Origin of the sequence: Bacillus sp. UNC69MF (genome assembly GCF_000746035.1) — a bacterium.
Taxonomy (GTDB): Bacteria; Bacillota; Bacilli; order Bacillales; family Bacillaceae; genus Bacillus; species Bacillus velezensis.
In genome coordinates, this window is sequence record NZ_JQKM01000004.1 from 43,709 (window position 1) to 61,141 (window position 17,433).

The following is a 17,433-nucleotide window of genomic DNA, read 5'->3' on the forward strand; positions in this document are numbered from 1 at the left end:
TCCTCAGCAATCTTTCATGTTGTCATCTCATCCCCAAGTCAGGCTTTCACCGCCGGCTGAAAATGAGTAAATAATTTTTGCGTATGTTTCCATTCTTCATATAGGAAGAGATCCGTCTGATCCGCTTCCGGCTCAATTACCTTTGTGCGGCTCGAAAGCTCTGCTTTCACACCGAGAGCTTCGTTACAAATCATCACCGCTCCCATTGCGGATGCCTGGCTGAACCCCTCTCTCTTATAGATTTTCTTTTGGAGAAGGTTAGCAAGAAACTGCGTCAAAGCATCACTTTGGAAACCGCCGCCGCACACCTTCACATCATCTTGTGAAAAGGAAGCCACCTCTGTTAACGCCTCATAGTTCCATTTGATTGAAAAAGCGATTTCCAGCAGTGCGGCTTTGACAAAATGGGCTCTGCTTAAGTTTTGGGACAGCGGAGCGTCAAAAATAAATCCGCCTTTTGCCAGTGCGTTTTTCTCAGGCGATAAATAGGAGCCTAACGCAGAAATACAAGCATGATCATGTTTCGGCAGACTTGCGATTTCCCGTTCCATAACGCCGTAGGATTCATTCGGATAAAAAATGGATTTTAATTTTTGATAATTGAGTCCTGTTACACCCGGATTCGTTTCAAGAAGCCATTGACCTTCTTCTGTATGGCAATTCAGCCATGCATTCGTTAAACTTTCGGTTCCGGTCTCCGCTGTTATCTTTGTAATCGGCGTCGTCGTGCCGGATACGATGACGATATCTCCCGGCTTTGCATCTGCACTTTTGATGGCAAGCTGTGTGTCTCCCCCGCCTGCAATCACAGGCACTCTTTCAGATAGACCGAGAACCGCCGCTTTCTTAAACGTTAACATTCCGACAACCGTCCCAGATCGGACGAGTGAAGGAAGAATGGCAGAAGGCACACCGAAGATGTTGCATAATTTCTCTGACCACGCCTTTTTCCTTACGTCAAACAGCAGTGTTTCAGCAGCCTGTGACGGTTCATAGCTTAAAATACCGCTCAGCTCAAATGTCACCCAGTCACTGATGCTTGTGATGTACTTCACTTCTTTCCATAAAGACGGCTGTCTAGCTTTTAATCCGACAAGTTTCATGGCGGAAAATAAAGCGCTCGGAAGACGTCCGGTTTGCTGATGCACTTCTTCTTTTGTCTCAATCCCGTCTTCCCATTCACGGCCTCTGTTATCAATGTTGGGCAGACCGAGAAATGCCTTTTTATCTTTATTGATCAGAACAATTCCCTGCCTCTGGCTTGTTGAGGTGATTCCGATTAATGTAATATGAGGGCTTTTGCCAATAACCTTCCTTGCCATAGCGCTGATTTGCTTCCATAACCCTTCCGGTGAGAAATATCGTCCGTCCGGATAAAGCGGATCCGTCACATATTCAATGTCTTCCCTTTCAAGCGCGGTCACTTCGCCGCCGGCAGTCACGACCGCGACTCGCGCATTCCCCGTCCCGATGTCAAATACAAGGTAGCCTTTTTGTTCAGCCATTACAGCCTCCTCCTTCCGTTTCAAGTTCTCTTTTGTTATAAAGTTCACGTATTGAGCAGGTTTGATCTTGTTTCCATTTGAAAAGCGCTTCATTTAAAATCTTCACATGATGATCTTCCACTTCAAATGTTGCGCCCGCTAAATGGGGAGTCGCTAACACATTCGGCAAAGAGATCAATTCATAATCAGAAGATTCAGGCGGTTCGTGATAAAACACGTCAAGGATCGCTCCCTTAATCCGCCGTTCTTTCAGCACCCGCAGCAGCTCTTCCCTGTCTGTAACCGCCGCTCTTGACGTATTGACAAAAACAGCTTCCTGTTTCATCAATTGAAAGTGCCGGGCGCCGATAAGGCCGATGGTTTCTTCTGTGCGCGGTAAGTGAACGGAAACAATATCACTTTCAGAAAATACCCGTTCAATCGTCGTTTTTTCATACTCCCGGTTTTCATGATGGACAAATGGATCATAGTAAAGCACCTTGCAGTCAAAAGCGGCCAATAGCCGGGCGATTCTCTGTCCGACAGCTCCGAAACCGATAAGGCCGACTGTTTTCCCCGTCAGCTCATTTCCTCTGAATTTGACGTAAGCCTGCAAATAATCACCGTTCCACTTCCCGTCCTTCAGCCACTGATGGGAAGAATACGTATGACGCAAAAATGAAATCACATTTCCGATAAACATTTCAGCAACAGCCTGGGCATTGCGGGCCGGTGTAAAGAAAACGGGGATTTTTCTTTTAGTCGCCGCCGCAATATTCACGTTAGACGGCATTCCTCTGCAGACACCGATAAAAGCGGAATCAGGCAATATGTCAATAACACGCTCAGACACCTCATCAAGTTCAGTGATAAGCCCCGACGCGTTTGTCTCTTGAATCATTCGGATCAATTCATCTTCCCGATAGGCCCGGCCGTGCTTCTTCCACGGCCGGTGCACAGTCCGGCCGAACAGCTCAGTCAGCTCCTTCAGCCCCTCGTCGTGATATGGTGCGGTAATTAAAACCGTCATGGTGCAAAACATCCTTTTCACATAAATTTTGTCATAAAAAAATCTCTTTCCCCAAAGAAGGAAAGAGATTCATATACCGTCTTTATGCGCTTGAAGCGCACAAATATGTATAGATCATTCTTTCCTATCTTTCAAGCATACGCTTGCTGGAATTGGCACAATAAATGTTGCCGAGGTTTCGTAGGGCCAGTCCCTCCACCTCTCTGGATAGAAAATAAAATGATGAAATTGTCAGGCTGTTTAAAAGAATAAACTCATCATAGAAAAGTCTTTCCGTGATGTCAACACTTTTTTTCTGAATTGACGTTCGATTTTGAAATGTTATAATGCTTACAATATAAACAAAGAGGAGAAATGGGCTATGAATTCTGCTGCAACACAGCCGAACGGGGTCTTTAAGTCGGTATGCTCACTAGACTGTCCCGATCAATGCGGCTTGCTTGTGACAAAAAAAGACGGAAAAATCGTTAACATTCAGGGAGACCCCGATCACCCGGTCACATCAGGGAATATTTGCAACAAAGTCAGACACATGGCTGAGCGCATTTATGATGAAAAGCGCGTAACCGTTCCGTTAAAACGGATCGGTAAAAAAGGTGAAGCCGCGTTTGCGCCTATTTCCTGGGAGGAAGCGATCAATACGATCAGTGCGCGCTGGAAAGAGCTTATTGCCGAAGAAGGAGCGGAAAGCATTCTTCCGTACAGCTTTTACGGCAATATGGGAAAACTGGCGGCAGAGGGAATGGACCGCCGTTTTTTCCATCGTCTCGGAGCGAGTCATCTCGAACGGACGATCTGCAGCAAAGCCGGTTCTGAAGGCTATAACTATACAATGGGAGAAGGAGCGGGTACTGATCCGGAGGAGACCATACATGCAAAGCTCTTTATTTTTTGGGGGATCAATGCCGTCAGCACGAATATGCACCAAGTCATGATTGCTCAAAAAGCCCGGAAAAAAGGGGCTAAAATTGTCGTTATCGATGTACATAAGAACCAAACCGGCCGGCTTGCCGATTGGTTTATTCCCATTCGCCCCGGCACAGATGCCGCACTCGCCCTCGGTATCATGCATGTCTTATTCGACGAAAACCTTCACGATGAAGCATTTCTCACAGAATACACCGAAGGCAGTGACGAATTAAAAGCGCATGTTAAACACTATGATCCGGAAACGGTTTCTGCTATTACAGGCGTTAAAGCCGACGATATCAGACGCCTTGCGAGAATGTACGGGGAAACCTCCCCTTCCCTTATCAGGATCGGAAACGGCATTCAGCACCATGACAATGGCGGAATGATCGTCCGCACCGTTGCCTGCCTTCCGGCTGTTACAGGACAGTGGCTCAACACCGGAGGAGGCGCAATCAAGCACAACAGCGCGGTATTAAACTATAACAGACAAGCGCTCCAGCGGCCTGATCTGCTTTACGGCAGGAAGCCACGATCATTTAATATGAACAGGCTCGGAAGCGTTCTTTTAGAAACAAAACCGCCCGTGCGCTCCCTGTTTATTTACGGTACGAATCCCGCAGTGGTTGCGCCGGAAGCGAATAAAGTCAGAAAAGGCCTGCTGCGGGAGGATTTATTTACAGTCGTTCACGATCTGTTTTTAACGGAAACCGCCAAATACGCGGATATCGTGCTCCCTGCTGCATCCGCTTTGGAAAACACGGATTTTTACACGTCTTACTGGCATCATTTTATTCAGCTGCAAAAACCGGTGATCGAACCCTGCGGGGACAGCAAATCGAATACGGAAGTGTTCCGTTTGCTTGCCGGAGCAATGGGATTTACCGAGCAGGAGCTTCAGGATACCGATGAAGAATTGATCAGACAGGCGCTGGACTTTCCCGACAATCCGTATATCGAGGATATTGATTACGAAGCGCTCTCACGCCATTCCTTCATGAAAGCCAAACGGAAAAAACCGCTTTTTCCGGGAAAGCTCAAAACACCGAGCGGAAAAATTGAATTATATTCGGAAAAGATGAAACAGGACGGTTATCCGGCGCTGCCGACACACATCCCTCTTGAGAGAGATGACGATTTTCCGCTTTTATTTGTCCCGGGACCGAATCATAATTTTTTAAATTCGACATTTTCGAATAACGAAAAACACGTAAAACTGGAAAAAGCGCCAAAGCTTTTTATTCATACAGAAGATGCTGTACGCCGGAACATAGAAGACGGGGAAACCGTTAGAGTTTGGAATCACCGCGGAGAGTGTGAATTGACAGTTTCGGTCGGCGAACAGGTGCTTCCCGGCGTTGCAGTCAGCCAAGGTCTTTGGGCCGATATGGATGATAAAAAACAGCTCGTCAATTCGCTCACGCCCGATCGGCTGGCGGATATGGGCGGAGGCGCTGTTTTCTTCTCCGGAAAGGTGCAGGTGGAAAAGCTCAGCAATCAAAACCGTCCGCAATAAACGCCGGGCGGTTTTGATGAAGGCTGAATCCTTTCAGCCGGCTTCACCGTATAAAAAGTGATAACGTTTATTGGAGGTTTGCTGTATGGATATCATACCGGCATCGGAATCGCTTTAGCCGGATATTTCATAGGAGACGGATTGAAAAATTTTAAATCACCTGATCCTCATGAACACACTGACCACATTCTCATTAAAGAAAAAGATTTACACTTCTATATTGGTATTATTTCGGAGTTACCAAGGAAGAAGCGAAACAAATCGTGCCCGACACCTCCGACATTCCGCATATCACGAGAAACGGAAAGCGGTATGTACAGAAAACTGCATTAAGAGAATGGCTGACTTCCATGCTGGAAAAAGAATAACAGCTGCCATGAAAAGCGGGAAGAGTTTTTCTCTTCCCGTTTATTAAGATTCGCCGCCCTGCCTCTCTTCAACCCCAAACATACGACAGATATCATTCTTACGTAACGAAACATCCCCTTCTTTAGATTTCAAATAAAACCCTTTCTTATATAACCGTATGACTTCCTCATATGTAAGCTCATGACGAAGGAGCGCCATTAAACGCCCGTCTTTTTCATCTTGTTTATTGAACCATTCATACTGTTCTGACCAGTTCACTTTCTGCATGTCAAACACCTTCTCACTTTGGATTAATGCCTTTTCGCATTCTTTTACTTATTACCCCTTCTGTAAACACTCCGACTGCCTGTGACATTTTTGAAAACAGCCGTAACCCCTCCAATTAGTCACCATGTTGACTTTTTCCCCATTTCGTTGTATATTATAATTGTCAACATGGTGACAATTAAGATAGGAGATACCTTATGGATATTAATTTATTAATGAAGGAACTGCATGTTATGCAACAAAGTTACGCATCATTATTTTCGGTTGTCAATAAAGTGCAGGCTCGGGGGGACGAATACTTAGAAATGTTGACTTCCCGACAGCACATGACTCTTATTGCTATTGCCCATTTACCGACGGAAGATACCACACTTATGAATATCGCTAAAAAGCTGGGCACAACAAAACAAACCGCTAACAAATTAATTTCAAGCCTCGCGAAAAAAGGATATGTTCACACTGTGCCAAGCAAACTGGATAAACGTGCAATCAATATTGAGATTACCGCTGAAGGAAAAAAAGCGTTAATTTCCTGTTCAGAAAAATCCACCTATTTTTTAGCGGATATGTTTCATGACTTCACAACTGATGAAATTGAAACATTCTGGAGGCTATTGCAAAAACTTTATCGTTTTGATGGTGAAGAACAGGATGGTTTTGAAGAAAAAGCACATTTGAAAGTTGAAGATCAGGCACAATTCATCTCAGATGACTATGAAGAAAAAATCATGGCTGAATTTTCAAAACGGCGATATGGGAGTGCAGACGATGAATAATATGCTTTATCGAAAAGTAAAAGAAACAGAGGATAAAATGAAGGAAAAATGCTATGAGCTGAAAGATAAAATTGATCAATTTATTTCTCATGCTAAATATAAAATTCATTGCAACCGTAAACTGGACCGAGCCGGCAATTATATATCAATTGCCATTGGACTCTTTATCCTAACTGCCTCATGGCTGACCGCAACACAATGGCTGCTTTGGATAGGCACGGCGAGTATTTTGAGTAATGCCTGTTTGCTCATTATAAAGCCTGTTAAAAATTGAAAATCTGAAAAAAGCTCTCTAAAAGAGAGCTTTCTTTTATTAATCGTCCCAGTCTTCATCTTCTTCCCAGTTTTCTTTCATCTCATGAAGTCTTTCATAAAAGAACTTTATAAAATGGGCAGAATTAAGTTCTTTATAGCCACCGAATTCACTCCAAATAACAACTGGACATTCTCCTTCACTGTTGATTTTATTGGTATCTAAACAATACCCAAAAAAATCAACATGTTCTATGACTACTAAGCCACTTGGCAATCCCCTATATTCATGATATTCCCTGGTTGTTTCTACAACTGAAGCACCGCCAAAATCATAGCCTAATAAATCGATTCCATAAACCCCGCCAGAACCATAGTTTCTAAGAAACCATTTGTAGCTATCCGGCAGCGTGACTTGAAGATCTTGCTCAATTTTTAAAATTTCATCTTCTCCAATCCCACCCGTAAAATCTTTTTCTTTTGCATTATCAGCTATGAATTCTGTTACTTTCAAATAAAAATCCATGGTTTATAACCCCTTATTCTTTCTCATATTGTTTTGCTCTCCACTTCCAATACCTTGTCTTAAAGTTATTGTACTGTTTCTCCAGGTAAACATCATTCCGGAAGCTTTCTCCATTACCTTTAAGGCCATGTATTACGTCGCTATACTTTGTATGTAAACTATTAGGTATCTCAAGCAACGGTCCACTTTCTTCTTGTATGAGGTGATGTAAGTTAATCTGTGTTCCGTCTTTAGCATAAGGAGACTTACCATCTTTCATTAATTCCAGGTTGGTTTTTCCTTTTGGAGTTTTTTGATTAATATCAATGTCCTTTAAGGTATAGACTCTACGGCTTACATCTCTAATTTGTCCTTTAACTTTTACTTTGCCGTCTATTTCAACAGCACCATACTTTTCTTTATTTAACCAAGGAAGGTTTATTTCTTGACCAGTAAACGGCTTTCTCGTTCCATCCGGGATTTTCTTTGCATTGGTCAAAAGTTCATTTTTAAGGTTTTGGCTGTCAACCACATTGTATGGTACGTCACCCGACAGAGCAAGATCATATTTAGAGTTATAAGGAAGCAGTTCTGGAAGTTTAACGTCTTTAATTTTCTTCCCTGCCTGTCCTGCCCTGTTTATGACTTTCCCCGCCGCATCAGCTTTGTTAACGGCTCCTGCGCCTTTCGTTCCGACGACAGCCACAGCTGCTGAACCAATTGCATATGTCACCCATCTTGATCTGGAGTAAGCATCTCCGTTCACCATATCTTTTTGATACGATTCCTCGATTGCTGCTGAAACAGCATCATATGTTTTTACTGGATGAAGTACTGCATTCCCCAGTGCTGACAAGGTTTCTCCCGGATCGGTTATGAAGTCCCATAACCCGCTAACCGTGTCTTTCCCGACATCATAAAGGCCGATGCCGGCTCCTTTTAAAATATCCCAAGTCACTTCTCCGGCTTCTTCCAGCTGTTTTGCTTGTTCAAGCTGAATGACATATTGCTGCTGGGAAGGTTCAAGGTTTTCATAGCCGATCTTCTTCGCAATTTCCAAATATTCATCCGGATCGGTCACACCGTCAGCGAGCTTTTTCTTCAGATCCTTGATTTCCCGCTCTTTCGCTTCTTCCTTTTTAATCGTCAAATAAGCATCCGAATGTCTTGCGATATCGCCTTTTTTCTTATGGATGTCGCTTTCACGGTACGCTTTGGCGTTGTAGTGAAGCGGCGTGGCGCTTTTTCCTTTGCCTGTGGCGTTTTGGAGCTGCTGAAAGTCGGCTTGGATGAACTGTTCGTTTGCTTCGGTTTCTGCGTATTCTTTCGTTAGATCGTGATCAAGCTTGCCGAGTTTATGTATGGTATCGTTCCTTTTTTTATCTGCTGACTTAAGCTTTTGATCGACATCTTCTATAGAGAAAACATCAAGATGAATGATATCGCTGATTTCATCAAGGATACCTTTCATTTCATTGCGCTGCTCCTGCATGATAGCTGTTGATTTATTCTTCGCATGAATCAACTCATGTTCTAAAAATGACTCTTCCACAAACGAAGCGGCCAATCCGGCATCAGCTACTTTTCCTGAAATACTGTTAAGAAACGCAATCTTCATATCGATCAGATCAAGCCAGCTGTCTGTGACACCGGCGTGATCTTGAAAGAATGCTTTGATGTTGTCTGCGCCTTTGCCTGAAAACTCACTGTCGTCTAAGTCAGCCATTCCCTGAAACGCTTTTCTGAGATTGATAAATTGTTCTCTAATCTGATCGTATTGTTTTGCCCGCTTTTCTGCGGCTGAAATGAACGAGGCTGCTTCAAATACTTTCATTTACGGCTTCTTTCTGCTTCTTTCTGTCTAAATTTTACCATAGGATATAAGATTAGATGAATCTCTTGCATTTGTCGAACTGCTTTATTCAAGATCATAAAATTTCAAATGAAACCTTACACGAAGGAATCTGGGATCGGTAAAACAAAGCCAGATATAACATATATTAAAAAATCTCTTGCATTTCCACACCCGGCATGCTATATTGATATAGCGATGAGCTGAATTGTGTAAGCCGATGCACATGCCCTTGCGGCACACACGAATGTGGCGTGTGGTGTATCGCCTCAATACGCAAAAGACGTTTGCTTCTGCAAACGTCTTTTTTTATTATCCGATTTTCGTTCCGTTCGGTACTGTCTGCTCTGGCGTAAGCAGGACAACGTCTCCTTTTTCCGGGATGCCGCCGAGAACGAGAACTTCTGACTTAAATCCGGCGATCCGCCGCGGCGGAAAGTTGACAATAGCTGTAACCTGTCTGCCCATCAGATCACCCGGTTCGTACCGTTTTGTAATCTGGGCGCTTGATTGTTTCATGCCGATCTCTTCGCCGAAATCTATTGTCATCTTAATGGCCGGCACCTTTGCTTCCGGGAATACTTCCGCTTTTACGACCGTTCCTATTCTAAGATCAAGCTTGATAAAATCTTCGATGACTGCCATATCAAAAACTCCTTTTTTACAATCATGATACCAAAAAAAGAAGCAGTTTATTTAACCGATTTTCAGGATTATTTATCAGATTGAAAGGTGTTTCGGAAGACGCGCGGCGTTATTCCCTTATGTCTGACAAACCATCTGGTAAAGGAAGACAAATTTTGAAAGCCGACCTCCTGACTGATGTCTGTCAGCCGGCATTTTGTTTCAATAAGCATTTGTTCCGCTTTCTTCATACGGAGCTCAGCAATATAAGCTTGCGGGCTTTTCCCCGTCTGCTTTTTAAACCAGTCGGAATAATACGCCGGGTGGTAATGTTCCATTGCGGCAAGCTTTTTAATTGTAAAAGTCTTTGAGAGATTTCGGCGGATATACGCAATTGAATCATTCGTACGGTTTTCTTGTATCTTTTCAGCAATATATTCTGCAAGCAGACTCAATGAATGAGCCGACTGCTGCTTTGTCTCTTCTGTCAGCAGAAACCGAATCGATGTCCAAAAAGGATCAAGCTTATTCAGAACGCCGGGGTCTAATGAACCTTTGAAAAAATATGCCGGTATGTCGAGAACGAGACATTCATTTCGCTCCAAAGAACGGAACCGATGTTCATGCCCGGGCGGAATATACAACATTTGATCAGGTTTTAATCTGATTTTACGTCTTTCTGTCTCCAGGTCCAGCTGTCCTTCGAGCGGAAAGAGCATTTGGCAGTATGTGTGTGCATGAGAATCAAATATATGTGAATAGGTGCGCCGCTCACAAATGATATGTTGTAATGAATCCATTTGTCCCTCCTTTTTACATGATGCGTCTTTTTATTTAGTTTACATAATAATATTATTGTTCCCTCTCCTGCAAACCTCTTAGAAAAGCAACAACTGCAAACTTCCGGCTTTCCTTAATTGATTCGGTTAATTCAAATGCACTCTGTTTTCTCAACACGGCAAATCCGTGAAGAAGGCTCCTCAGTCCTCTCGCAGCATGAATCGCAGTGTCAGACTGTGCATAACCGTTAGCAGTCAGCTGCCTGACAACAAGCTCTACAAGCAGGCTTGACAGATTCTCAATCCGCCCGTCTTTTATCTTTTGAAATGTTGCGTCATATAATCCGGGATTGGCTTCGGCGAAATTGATATAGGCATCGGCAAGAGCAAGCAAAGCCGTTTCGCCCGTCAGTCCTTCTGCAGAGGCCGCCATTTTTTCATATAACATAGTTAAACCGGAGACAGCCAGCTCTGTTTTAATTCCTTGAAGGCCATTGACAAAATTGTAAAGGGAAGGCGGTTTTACGTTTAAGGACTTTGCAACAGCCGCAAGCGTCACTTCGTTCAGCCCTTTTTCGTCAGCGATGCCTGCTGCGGCTCTCAATATCATGTCAAGGCTCATTCCGACTCTCGGTGACATTATGATCGGCCTCCCGGCAGGCTTCGTTCGGCTTCCTCAGCAGCCTCAGCCATCATTTCAACGGGATTGCAGAGAACATTTCCATGTCCGGCGGCCAGACTGCTTGGTTGATGAGCGATAAGTGTTCTTGCTGTTTTTACAGCTTCTTCTTTATTCCACGTAGCAAAAGCCGGAAACGGAAATTTCCATTTCAGCTTCCCAGAAACAGCAAGGCCGCCCCGTACTTGAAAGGCATCTCCGACGATCAGCATATCATTTCTCATATCTTTAAAAGCGAGGCTTCCCGGCGTATGACCGGGAGCGGGAATGACAAGTAAAGATCCGATCCGCTCGCCGCCTTTCAGCAGGCGATCAGGTTCGGTCTGAACATTTTTCGGCACTCCCCCCTTTATCGGTGTTTGTGCTTCATGCTCAAATAATGAAGTGTCACCTTTCAGCAAGAAAGAATCCCGCTCAGAAATACAGACGGAAGCATCCGGAAATTCCGCAGCTAATGAGTCAAGCGAACCGATGTGATCCCCGTGCGCGTGGGTGAGTAATATGTCATTCAGCGGCTTCCCAAGCTGCCGCAATGCTTGTTTGATTCCTTTATGACTGTTAGGCAGTCCGGCGTCAATCAGGGTTACTCCTTCTTCTTCTTCAACCAAATAACAATTCACCGGGAAAAGCGCTGGAAAAAAAGTCAGCTGCCAAACGGTTCCGTATTGTAAGATTCTCATGAACATCCTCCTAAAACTAATATCATTAGTTTTATTATACCTAATACCGTTAGTTTTTCAAGAGTTTTATGTTTAAATCCTGAAAAAGGCGCGGGCGATTCTCTTATGCCAAAAAAAGAAACGTGCATAATGTGATAAAAGATGCTTTCAGCCTGCGAATAAATCACACTACTAAAACCAGCCGGATAAGCATACACTACTCAACGGAGGGGGAGTTCCACACCATGCATATCACACTTCAAAGCATCTGCCCTGTCTTAATGATTGCCTTTTTTCTGTATAAAAAGGTGAAACGGTCCGTCGGCTTTCAGCCTTTGAAACCCCGCTGGCTTTATACAAGAATGATTTTGTTTTCATTGCTGGCCGCAGCTCTGGCGTTTTTCAGCATCACACACCCGGCTTTATACGGCCATCTTATATTCGGCACTTTTTGCGGCTGGCTTCTGGTCCTGTTTGCTAAACGGAACATTTCTTTTGAAGAACGCCGCGGAAAAATATATTTTCGCACTCACCTGTGGATTGAACTTATTCTATTAACGTTATTCCTATCGAGATTTGTTTATCGCGTTATTGAAATTTACCGGGTCACAGCGGACTTTACCCATCCGGAGGCATACAGCCAAACGGTCGGGGCCGATCCGCTGTCCATCAGTATCTTTTATTTCATCGCAGTTTATTACAGCGGCTTCTCTTTTTATGTTTTAAAAACGAGCAGAGACCAAACCAATAACAGTCAGTACGGCTGACATCCCTGTCTCAAAAGCAGGGATGTTTTTTAATCGTGCCGCGTATGGTGAATCATTTGCTGAAGCACATCTAACACATGTTCATCCTCAGGAGAATAATAGATGGATGTTCCTTCTCTGCGTGATTTGACGAGGCGCAGATTTTTAAGAAAACGCAGCTGATGAGAAACGGTAGACTGCAGCAAATTCAGCTTTTCTGCGATATCATTTACCGCGTGCTCACCCTGTGACAGCAAATGGAGAATTCTGATTCTGGTCGGATCAGACAGCGCCTTAAAAGTCTGGGCAACCAAAAATAAAGTTTCCTCATCTAAATCGACAGCGGGGTCATTTTTGTTTCCGGATTCGTGAAATTCAGTCATATACCTCACCCTTCTTTTCTCAAGTAGCCCAATTATACCAAATGTCAATTGATGCAGATACATCCTGCGCCTGACAAAAGAACCGTTATTTTAAATTTATGTTTCAAATACGGGTTTCCGCTTGGTTTCGCGCATTCATCTGTGTCATAATGAAAAAGTCATAATGCTCCTGAAATTGAGGGTGAAACACAGTGGAGAAAAAGAAAAAAGGCTGTTTCGCTGCCGCGGGTCTTATGATGATATGTGTTTTTGTCATGGTTTCCTTCTTCCTCATTCTGTTATTTTCAAATAATGAATGGCTCAAAAGTCTTCCGTTTGATGTCAAGCCGATCGTCCTTGAACGGCTGACAGATTACAAACCGCTTGTTGAAGACGAGCTGGATGAAAAAGGACTCACCAAATATACATCGCTTGTACTCGGCATGATATATCAGGAGTCAAAAGGAAGAGGAAATGATCCCATGCAGTCTTCAGAATCTCTGGGTTTAAAGCGAAATGAGATTAAAAACCCTCAAACCAGTATCAAACAGGGAATCAAACAATTCACTCTCATGTACCAAACAGGCAAGAAAAAAGGCGTAGACTTGGATACGATTATACAAAGCTACAACATGGGAGCCGGCTATATTGATTTTGTGGCTGAACATGGAAGATCGCATACTGAGGAACTGGCAAAACAATACTCCGAGCAGCAGGTCAAAAAGAATCCGAAACTTTACACTTGCGGAGGGAACAAAGACAATTTCCGTTATCCCTACTGCTATGGTGATTACACGTACGCAGAAAAAGTAAAAGCAAAAACAAAAACCGTTGAACAATCCTTAAATGTAACAACACTTGAAACGCTTGAAGAGTAAAAGGCGCCCTGATGAGGCGCCTTTTTCAATCAATAGAAAAAAGCCGCGCAGAGCACGGCTTTTTTTAATAATACGGTGAGATCATTAAGTATACAATGACACCCGTCAGACTGACATACAGCCAGAGCGGCATCGTCCATCTCGCGATTTTTTTGTGGCGCTCCACTTGCATGCTGAATCCTCTGATCAGCGTAAACAGCGCAAGCGGCACGATAACGGCGGAAAGACAGATGTGCGTAATTAAAATAAAGAAATAAATCCCCCGAATGATGCCGTGGCCGCCGAATAAAGTATTTTCAGCCACAGAGTGGTATACGACATAGCAGATCAAAAACAGCAGAGTCGTCGTAAACGCCGCCAAAATAAAGCGTTTATGCGCTTGAATATTTTTTTGCTTAATCATAAAGAGCGCTGCCAGCAAAAAGATAAAAGTAAAGCTGTTAAAAATGGCATTTAACATCGGCAGAATATGAATATTGGCAATGCTGACCTGTCCCGATTTCGGCATAAAAAACAGCACCGCAATTAACCCGTTGATCAGAACGGTCAATGTCAGCACGATACCGGTATAACTTTTAGGTTTGTTTTCTGTCTGATTCATCTTATGACCTCTCTCAATTTTACTGACTATCCAAATGGTATGAGAATTCAGCTTTGATGTCAACGGTTTCGCCCGCTTCGTCAGAAATTAGACAAACTTAAGCCCTAAAAAGACCGGGTGTTTGAGACCCGGCCTTTCGTCATATTATGCTTCCTTCAACAGTTCTTCTATCACCTTATGTTCGTTTTCATTCAACAGATTTTTTGGAATGATCCGATCAATCGGTTTATTCATGTGCTGATCGAGAATATCGGCTGTTTCTTTGTCCCCTGCGATTACGAGACGCTCCCATTGGTGTGAAGCGGCCTTCTGATCAAGGTTCGAAGCCAATCGTTTATACAGCCTGTTTTGGTTTTCTTCGACGTGGGCTTTGGCGGCGTCTTCGTCCATCGATGCGGAGTTTCCGCTTACATCCTGCGGTTTCCACGATTCATTGATGACGTCGTAATGATAATGCTCCACTCCTTCAATTTTTCCGAGTACGGTTTCTATGATCTTCACTTCATTCTGCTGGGTGAGAATAAAAGCCGTGCTCGGAAATTGTTCACGAAGAATTTCTAATTGATCAAGGACAGCCGTCTCTTCCCAATAAAATCGTGTTTCAACAGGCACCTGCAATTCAATCGTCTCCCAAATACCGCCTTCTCCCGACGCAAAAAATACGAGACTTCGCGGCATCTCTTTACCAAGCCCATCGATATATTGATAGACACGTTCCATGATGCGGACGAGAGATTTTTCTTCTTCCGGATCACTGGCAGACAGATACTCTTTTAATCTCCGAAAACCGGTTTTCAAGGCTATTTTCCACTCTCCCCCCTGCTGATCCGGATTTCTCATATCCGTATTTACATATAAGGAAAGCATTTTATCAGGAGATTCCGTCATTACGTACTTCAATTTGCCGATGAGTGAGTCAATTGCCATTATAGATTCCTCCTTTTTCCGCTGCTCACTGTTCCTTTCCCTATCCGCACCGCCTTAAAAACGTCAATCCACATATAAACGGCAGACTTTTCTAAAAAAGTTTTTGCAAAACCCATTTACAAACCAAGACATCATTTACTACAATGGATACTTGTGTTTAACTAAGACTTTTACGCTGTGAAAGGAGTATGATTTTGTTTACTGCAGAAGAAAGAGATCAGAAAGAGCTGGAAAAAGAGCTTCATAAACTTGAATTTCAGATTTTCAGAATGCGGGAAAATCTGATAGATGTATCAAAAGACGCGCGAGTGCTTGGTATTGATCAATCGAACAATGACGATTGGATCATTGTTTCCTCGATTGATGATGGCCAAACATGTAAGATTATGCTGACTGATTGTGAATCAGCCTACCGGGGAAGAGGCTGTTTTTCACTGATCGCCTCTTATTATGACAATGCCATTCATATCGGGGACATTAAAGGCCCGCCGAACCATGGCTACGGCTCGATCTGCATGAAATTTTTAAAACATATCGCCAGAGAGCAGAATATCCCGAAAGTGACGGGCGACATCGCTAAGCGTGATTGGGATCATGTCGACAGACTCGTTCATTTTTATGAAAAGCATCACTTTGATGTCTGGATTGACAATGATACGCAATCAGGCGGCATTAAATGGGTCGACCTGTAAAAAATAATAGAGAAACCCTCTTTTATATGGTGTAATAGATTAAACCATATAAGGAGGGTTTTTTTTGTATCCGGAAAAATTGAAAAAAGGTGACGGCATTCGTATTGTGTCTCCGGCCACAAGCATGTCCGTTATGTCAGATGAAAATATAAATGCCGCGAAGACAAAATTGGAGGAGCTGGGCTTTTGTGTCTCTTTTTCAGAGCATGCGAAAGAAATAAATGAATTTGATTCATCATCCATTGAATCGCGTGTACGGGATCTGCACGAGGCTTTCGCTGACCCTGACATCAAAGCGATTTTGACGACACTCGGCGGGTTCCAATCAAATCAGCTGCTCCGCTATCTTGATTATGAAAACATCAAGCGGCATCCGAAAATTCTTTGCGGCTATTCAGATATTACCGCTCTCGGCCATGCCATATATCAAAAAACCGGCCTTATTACATATTCCGGTCCCCATTTTTCTTCATTTGCCATGAAAAAAGGGCTGGACTATACGATTGACTCTTTCTTGGCCTGCTGTGCTTCTGACAACCCGTATGAGGTAAAGCCTTCATCCGAGTGGAGTGATGATAAATGGTATTTGAACCAGGAGGACAGACGTTTTTATCGGAATCCGGGACCGCTCGTTATTCAACCCGGATATGCGGAAGGAACACTGATCGGAGGAAATCTATGCACGCTGAATCTTCTGCAGGGCACCGAATACTTTCCGGAGATGGAGCAAGTGATTCTGTTTATAGAAGATGATCATATGTCGGACATTCATATGTTTGACCGGGATTTGCAGTCACTCATCCACCTTCCCGCTTTTTCAGCCGTGAAGGGAATTGTCATCGGACGTTTCCAGCATGCTTCAAATGTGTCTGAGGAGGCTCTGCGTGCCGTCATCCGTACAAAAGAAGAACTGTCATCCATGCCTGTTATCGCAAATGCTGATTTCGGCCATACCTCCCCTTTGATGACATTCCCGATCGGAGGAACATGCAGGATAGAAGCCGGCTCAGAAGGCGGACGGATATGGATCGATCGGCATTAATACATAAAGCCGGGAAAACCGCCCCGTCTTTTTATTTTGACGCCTTATGCCGCGGCGTGCGCGGAGCGATCATAATTCGTCCGCCAGCCGCTGCCGTCACCCATACGGAAGCTCCTTCATAAAAACGGCTGATCTCTTCATTATATACGGCATGTGTCAGTTCACGTTTATCATGCGTTCCGTCTTGGTTTTTTACGTTTAAAATAAGCACAAGCTCGTGCCTGCCATTCTTCATCACGCCAGTACGTCTCACCTTTTCAATAACGGCTGGCCTTCCTCTCCCTCTGTCAAGCGCCTGAAACAGCCTGACAGCAGGCATAGACAGTCCGATAACGAGCACAATGGCGAAAGCGGTGCATATACCTGCATGAAACACCGGTGATTCTGTGAAGGCATTCCATAAACATATAAATTCCGGCTCCATTAGATTCATACATCCCTTCAGATTCCGTTTTCACATCCATTCCTTATTATATTAGAGAAA

Annotated in this window: 20 protein-coding genes, 1 pseudogene and 1 riboswitch; of the genes and pseudogenes, 8 read left to right on the forward strand and 13 right to left on the reverse strand. The window is 43.7% G+C overall.

Annotated elements, in window-relative coordinates; genetic code table 11:
- Positions 1-38: 38 nt before the first annotated feature.
- Together BR62_RS0104900 and BR62_RS0104905 are read right to left on the reverse strand one after the other, a co-directional pair.
- Positions 39-1,505: an FGGY-family carbohydrate kinase gene (locus BR62_RS0104900; protein ID WP_032869932.1), complete on the reverse strand. Its 1,467-nt coding sequence runs from the start codon at positions 1,503-1,505 to the stop codon at positions 39-41.
- Positions 1,498-2,514, reverse strand: a complete 1,017-nt coding sequence (locus BR62_RS0104905; protein WP_032869935.1) for a 2-hydroxyacid dehydrogenase — start codon at positions 2,512-2,514, stop codon at positions 1,498-1,500. The genes BR62_RS0104900 and BR62_RS0104905 overlap by 8 nt, the downstream gene beginning before the upstream one ends.
- Positions 2,515-2,635: 121 nt before the next feature.
- Positions 2,636-2,728: riboswitch (SAM riboswitch) on the reverse strand.
- 147 nt (positions 2,729-2,875) lie between these two features.
- On the opposite strand from BR62_RS0104905, the gene BR62_RS0104910 reads away from it, so the two are divergent.
- On the forward strand, positions 2,876-4,939 hold the full coding sequence (locus BR62_RS0104910) for a molybdopterin oxidoreductase family protein (protein WP_032869938.1): 2,064 nt from the start codon (positions 2,876-2,878) through the stop codon (positions 4,937-4,939).
- A 141-nt stretch (positions 4,940-5,080) separates the two neighbouring features.
- A pseudogene (locus BR62_RS19815) lies at positions 5,081-5,307 on the forward strand (hypothetical protein).
- Between the two features lie 43 nt (positions 5,308-5,350).
- Here BR62_RS19815 and BR62_RS0104920 read toward each other — a convergent pair.
- A complete protein-coding gene (locus BR62_RS0104920) occupies positions 5,351-5,575 on the reverse strand; it encodes a hypothetical protein (protein WP_015417608.1) in 225 nt (74 codons plus the stop codon).
- A 197-nt stretch (positions 5,576-5,772) separates the two neighbouring features.
- Between BR62_RS0104920 and BR62_RS0104925 the strand changes: the two genes are divergently transcribed.
- Both BR62_RS0104925 and BR62_RS0104930 read left to right on the forward strand, forming a co-directional pair.
- A complete protein-coding gene (locus BR62_RS0104925) occupies positions 5,773-6,351 on the forward strand; it encodes a MarR family winged helix-turn-helix transcriptional regulator (RefSeq protein WP_032869940.1) in 579 nt (192 codons plus the stop codon).
- Positions 6,344-6,625 (forward strand): hypothetical protein, encoded by a 282-nt coding sequence (locus BR62_RS0104930; RefSeq protein WP_032869943.1) that lies wholly within the window; start codon positions 6,344-6,346, stop codon positions 6,623-6,625. Before BR62_RS0104925 ends, BR62_RS0104930 begins: the two co-directional genes overlap by 8 nt.
- A 39-nt stretch (positions 6,626-6,664) precedes the next feature.
- Here BR62_RS0104930 and BR62_RS0104935 read toward each other — a convergent pair whose 3' ends face one another.
- The 6 genes from BR62_RS0104935 to BR62_RS0104960 form a co-directional block, all read right to left on the reverse strand.
- Positions 6,665-7,129: an SMI1/KNR4 family protein gene (locus BR62_RS0104935; RefSeq protein WP_032869945.1), complete on the reverse strand. Its 465-nt coding sequence runs from the start codon at positions 7,127-7,129 to the stop codon at positions 6,665-6,667.
- A gap of 13 nt (positions 7,130-7,142) precedes the next feature.
- Positions 7,143-8,942, reverse strand: a complete 1,800-nt coding sequence (locus BR62_RS0104940; RefSeq protein ID WP_032869948.1) for a T7SS effector LXG polymorphic toxin — start codon at positions 8,940-8,942, stop codon at positions 7,143-7,145.
- Positions 8,943-9,272: 330 nt separating this feature from the next.
- The gene (gene csaA / locus BR62_RS0104945; protein ID WP_007407998.1) at positions 9,273-9,605 is read right to left on the reverse strand and encodes a chaperone CsaA; all 333 of its coding nucleotides are present in this window, start codon (positions 9,603-9,605) and stop codon (positions 9,273-9,275) included.
- A 68-nt stretch (positions 9,606-9,673) separates the two neighbouring features.
- Positions 9,674-10,384 (reverse strand): AraC family transcriptional regulator, encoded by a 711-nt coding sequence (locus BR62_RS0104950; RefSeq protein WP_032869951.1) that lies wholly within the window; start codon positions 10,382-10,384, stop codon positions 9,674-9,676.
- 52 nt (positions 10,385-10,436) lie between these two features.
- A complete protein-coding gene (locus tag BR62_RS0104955; RefSeq protein WP_012117734.1) occupies positions 10,437-11,003 on the reverse strand; it encodes a TetR/AcrR family transcriptional regulator in 567 nt (188 codons plus the stop codon).
- Complete coding sequence (locus tag BR62_RS0104960; RefSeq protein WP_014418104.1) at positions 11,003-11,722, reverse strand: MBL fold metallo-hydrolase; 720 nt, start codon at positions 11,720-11,722, stop codon at positions 11,003-11,005. Before BR62_RS0104960 ends, BR62_RS0104955 begins: the two co-directional genes overlap by 1 nt.
- Positions 11,723-11,946: 224 nt before the next feature.
- On the opposite strand from BR62_RS0104960, the gene BR62_RS0104965 reads away from it, so the two are divergent.
- Positions 11,947-12,468 (forward strand): CcdC protein domain-containing protein, encoded by a 522-nt coding sequence (locus BR62_RS0104965; protein WP_032869954.1) that lies wholly within the window; start codon positions 11,947-11,949, stop codon positions 12,466-12,468.
- A 29-nt stretch (positions 12,469-12,497) separates the two neighbouring features.
- On the opposite strand, the gene czrA is transcribed toward BR62_RS0104965, so the two are convergent.
- A complete protein-coding gene (czrA, locus tag BR62_RS0104970; protein ID WP_012117736.1) occupies positions 12,498-12,830 on the reverse strand; it encodes a Zn(II)-responsive metalloregulatory transcriptional repressor CzrA in 333 nt (110 codons plus the stop codon).
- A 191-nt stretch (positions 12,831-13,021) separates the two neighbouring features.
- Here czrA and BR62_RS0104975 point away from each other — a divergent pair, with 191 nt between their 5' ends.
- Positions 13,022-13,687, forward strand: coding sequence for a lysozyme family protein (locus BR62_RS0104975; RefSeq protein ID WP_032869957.1), 666 nt, complete (start codon positions 13,022-13,024; stop codon positions 13,685-13,687).
- A gap of 64 nt (positions 13,688-13,751) precedes the next feature.
- Here BR62_RS0104975 and BR62_RS0104980 read toward each other — a convergent pair whose 3' ends face one another.
- Together BR62_RS0104980 and BR62_RS0104985 are read right to left on the reverse strand one after the other, a co-directional pair.
- Positions 13,752-14,288, reverse strand: coding sequence for a DUF420 domain-containing protein (locus BR62_RS0104980; protein WP_007407990.1), 537 nt, complete (start codon positions 14,286-14,288; stop codon positions 13,752-13,754).
- 144 nt (positions 14,289-14,432) lie between these two features.
- Positions 14,433-15,215, reverse strand: coding sequence for a VLRF1 family aeRF1-type release factor (locus tag BR62_RS0104985; RefSeq protein WP_015239998.1), 783 nt, complete (start codon positions 15,213-15,215; stop codon positions 14,433-14,435).
- A 188-nt stretch (positions 15,216-15,403) separates the two neighbouring features.
- Here BR62_RS0104985 and BR62_RS0104990 point away from each other — a divergent pair, with 188 nt between their 5' ends.
- A complete protein-coding gene (locus tag BR62_RS0104990; RefSeq protein ID WP_014418107.1) occupies positions 15,404-15,907 on the forward strand; it encodes an N-acetyltransferase in 504 nt (167 codons plus the stop codon).
- 64 nt (positions 15,908-15,971) lie between these two features.
- Complete coding sequence (locus BR62_RS0104995) at positions 15,972-16,949, forward strand: S66 family peptidase (protein ID WP_032869958.1); 978 nt, start codon at positions 15,972-15,974, stop codon at positions 16,947-16,949.
- A 31-nt stretch (positions 16,950-16,980) separates the two neighbouring features.
- Here BR62_RS0104995 and BR62_RS0105000 read toward each other — a convergent pair whose 3' ends face one another.
- Positions 16,981-17,373 (reverse strand): hypothetical protein, encoded by a 393-nt coding sequence (locus BR62_RS0105000; RefSeq protein WP_007407986.1) that lies wholly within the window; start codon positions 17,371-17,373, stop codon positions 16,981-16,983.
- Positions 17,374-17,433: the final 60 nt, after the last annotated feature.

Bases quoted from the DNA above. Each gene is read 5' to 3' on its own strand.
- BR62_RS0104910 (WP_032869938.1), top strand. From the start codon at position 2,876: ATGAATTCTGCTGCAACACAGCCGAACGGGGTCTTTAAGTCGGTATGC.
- BR62_RS0104900 (WP_032869932.1), bottom strand. From the start codon at position 1,505: ATGGCTGAACAAAAAGGCTACCTTGTATTTGACATCGGGACGGGGAAT.
- BR62_RS0104980 (WP_007407990.1), bottom strand. From the start codon at position 14,288: ATGAATCAGACAGAAAACAAACCTAAAAGTTATACCGGTATCGTGCTG.
- BR62_RS0104990 (WP_014418107.1), top strand. From the start codon at position 15,404: ATGATTTTGTTTACTGCAGAAGAAAGAGATCAGAAAGAGCTGGAAAAA.
- BR62_RS0104950 (WP_032869951.1), bottom strand. From the start codon at position 10,384: ATGGATTCATTACAACATATCATTTGTGAGCGGCGCACCTATTCACAT.
- BR62_RS0104955 (WP_012117734.1), bottom strand. From the start codon at position 11,003: ATGTCACCGAGAGTCGGAATGAGCCTTGACATGATATTGAGAGCCGCA.
- BR62_RS0104935 (WP_032869945.1), bottom strand. From the start codon at position 7,129: ATGGATTTTTATTTGAAAGTAACAGAATTCATAGCTGATAATGCAAAA.
- BR62_RS0104920 (WP_015417608.1), bottom strand. From the start codon at position 5,575: ATGCAGAAAGTGAACTGGTCAGAACAGTATGAATGGTTCAATAAACAA.
- csaA (WP_007407998.1), bottom strand. From the start codon at position 9,605: ATGGCAGTCATCGAAGATTTTATCAAGCTTGATCTTAGAATAGGAACG.
- BR62_RS0104965 (WP_032869954.1), top strand. From the start codon at position 11,947: ATGCATATCACACTTCAAAGCATCTGCCCTGTCTTAATGATTGCCTTT.
- BR62_RS0104930 (WP_032869943.1), top strand. From the start codon at position 6,344: ATGAATAATATGCTTTATCGAAAAGTAAAAGAAACAGAGGATAAAATG.
- BR62_RS0105000 (WP_007407986.1), bottom strand. From the start codon at position 17,373: ATGGAGCCGGAATTTATATGTTTATGGAATGCCTTCACAGAATCACCG.
- BR62_RS0104985 (WP_015239998.1), bottom strand. From the start codon at position 15,215: ATGGCAATTGACTCACTCATCGGCAAATTGAAGTACGTAATGACGGAA.
- BR62_RS0104940 (WP_032869948.1), bottom strand. From the start codon at position 8,942: ATGAAAGTATTTGAAGCAGCCTCGTTCATTTCAGCCGCAGAAAAGCGG.
- czrA (WP_012117736.1), bottom strand. From the start codon at position 12,830: ATGACTGAATTTCACGAATCCGGAAACAAAAATGACCCCGCTGTCGAT.
- BR62_RS0104905 (WP_032869935.1), bottom strand. From the start codon at position 2,514: ATGACGGTTTTAATTACCGCACCATATCACGACGAGGGGCTGAAGGAG.
- BR62_RS0104925 (WP_032869940.1), top strand. From the start codon at position 5,773: ATGGATATTAATTTATTAATGAAGGAACTGCATGTTATGCAACAAAGT.
- BR62_RS0104960 (WP_014418104.1), bottom strand. From the start codon at position 11,722: ATGAGAATCTTACAATACGGAACCGTTTGGCAGCTGACTTTTTTTCCA.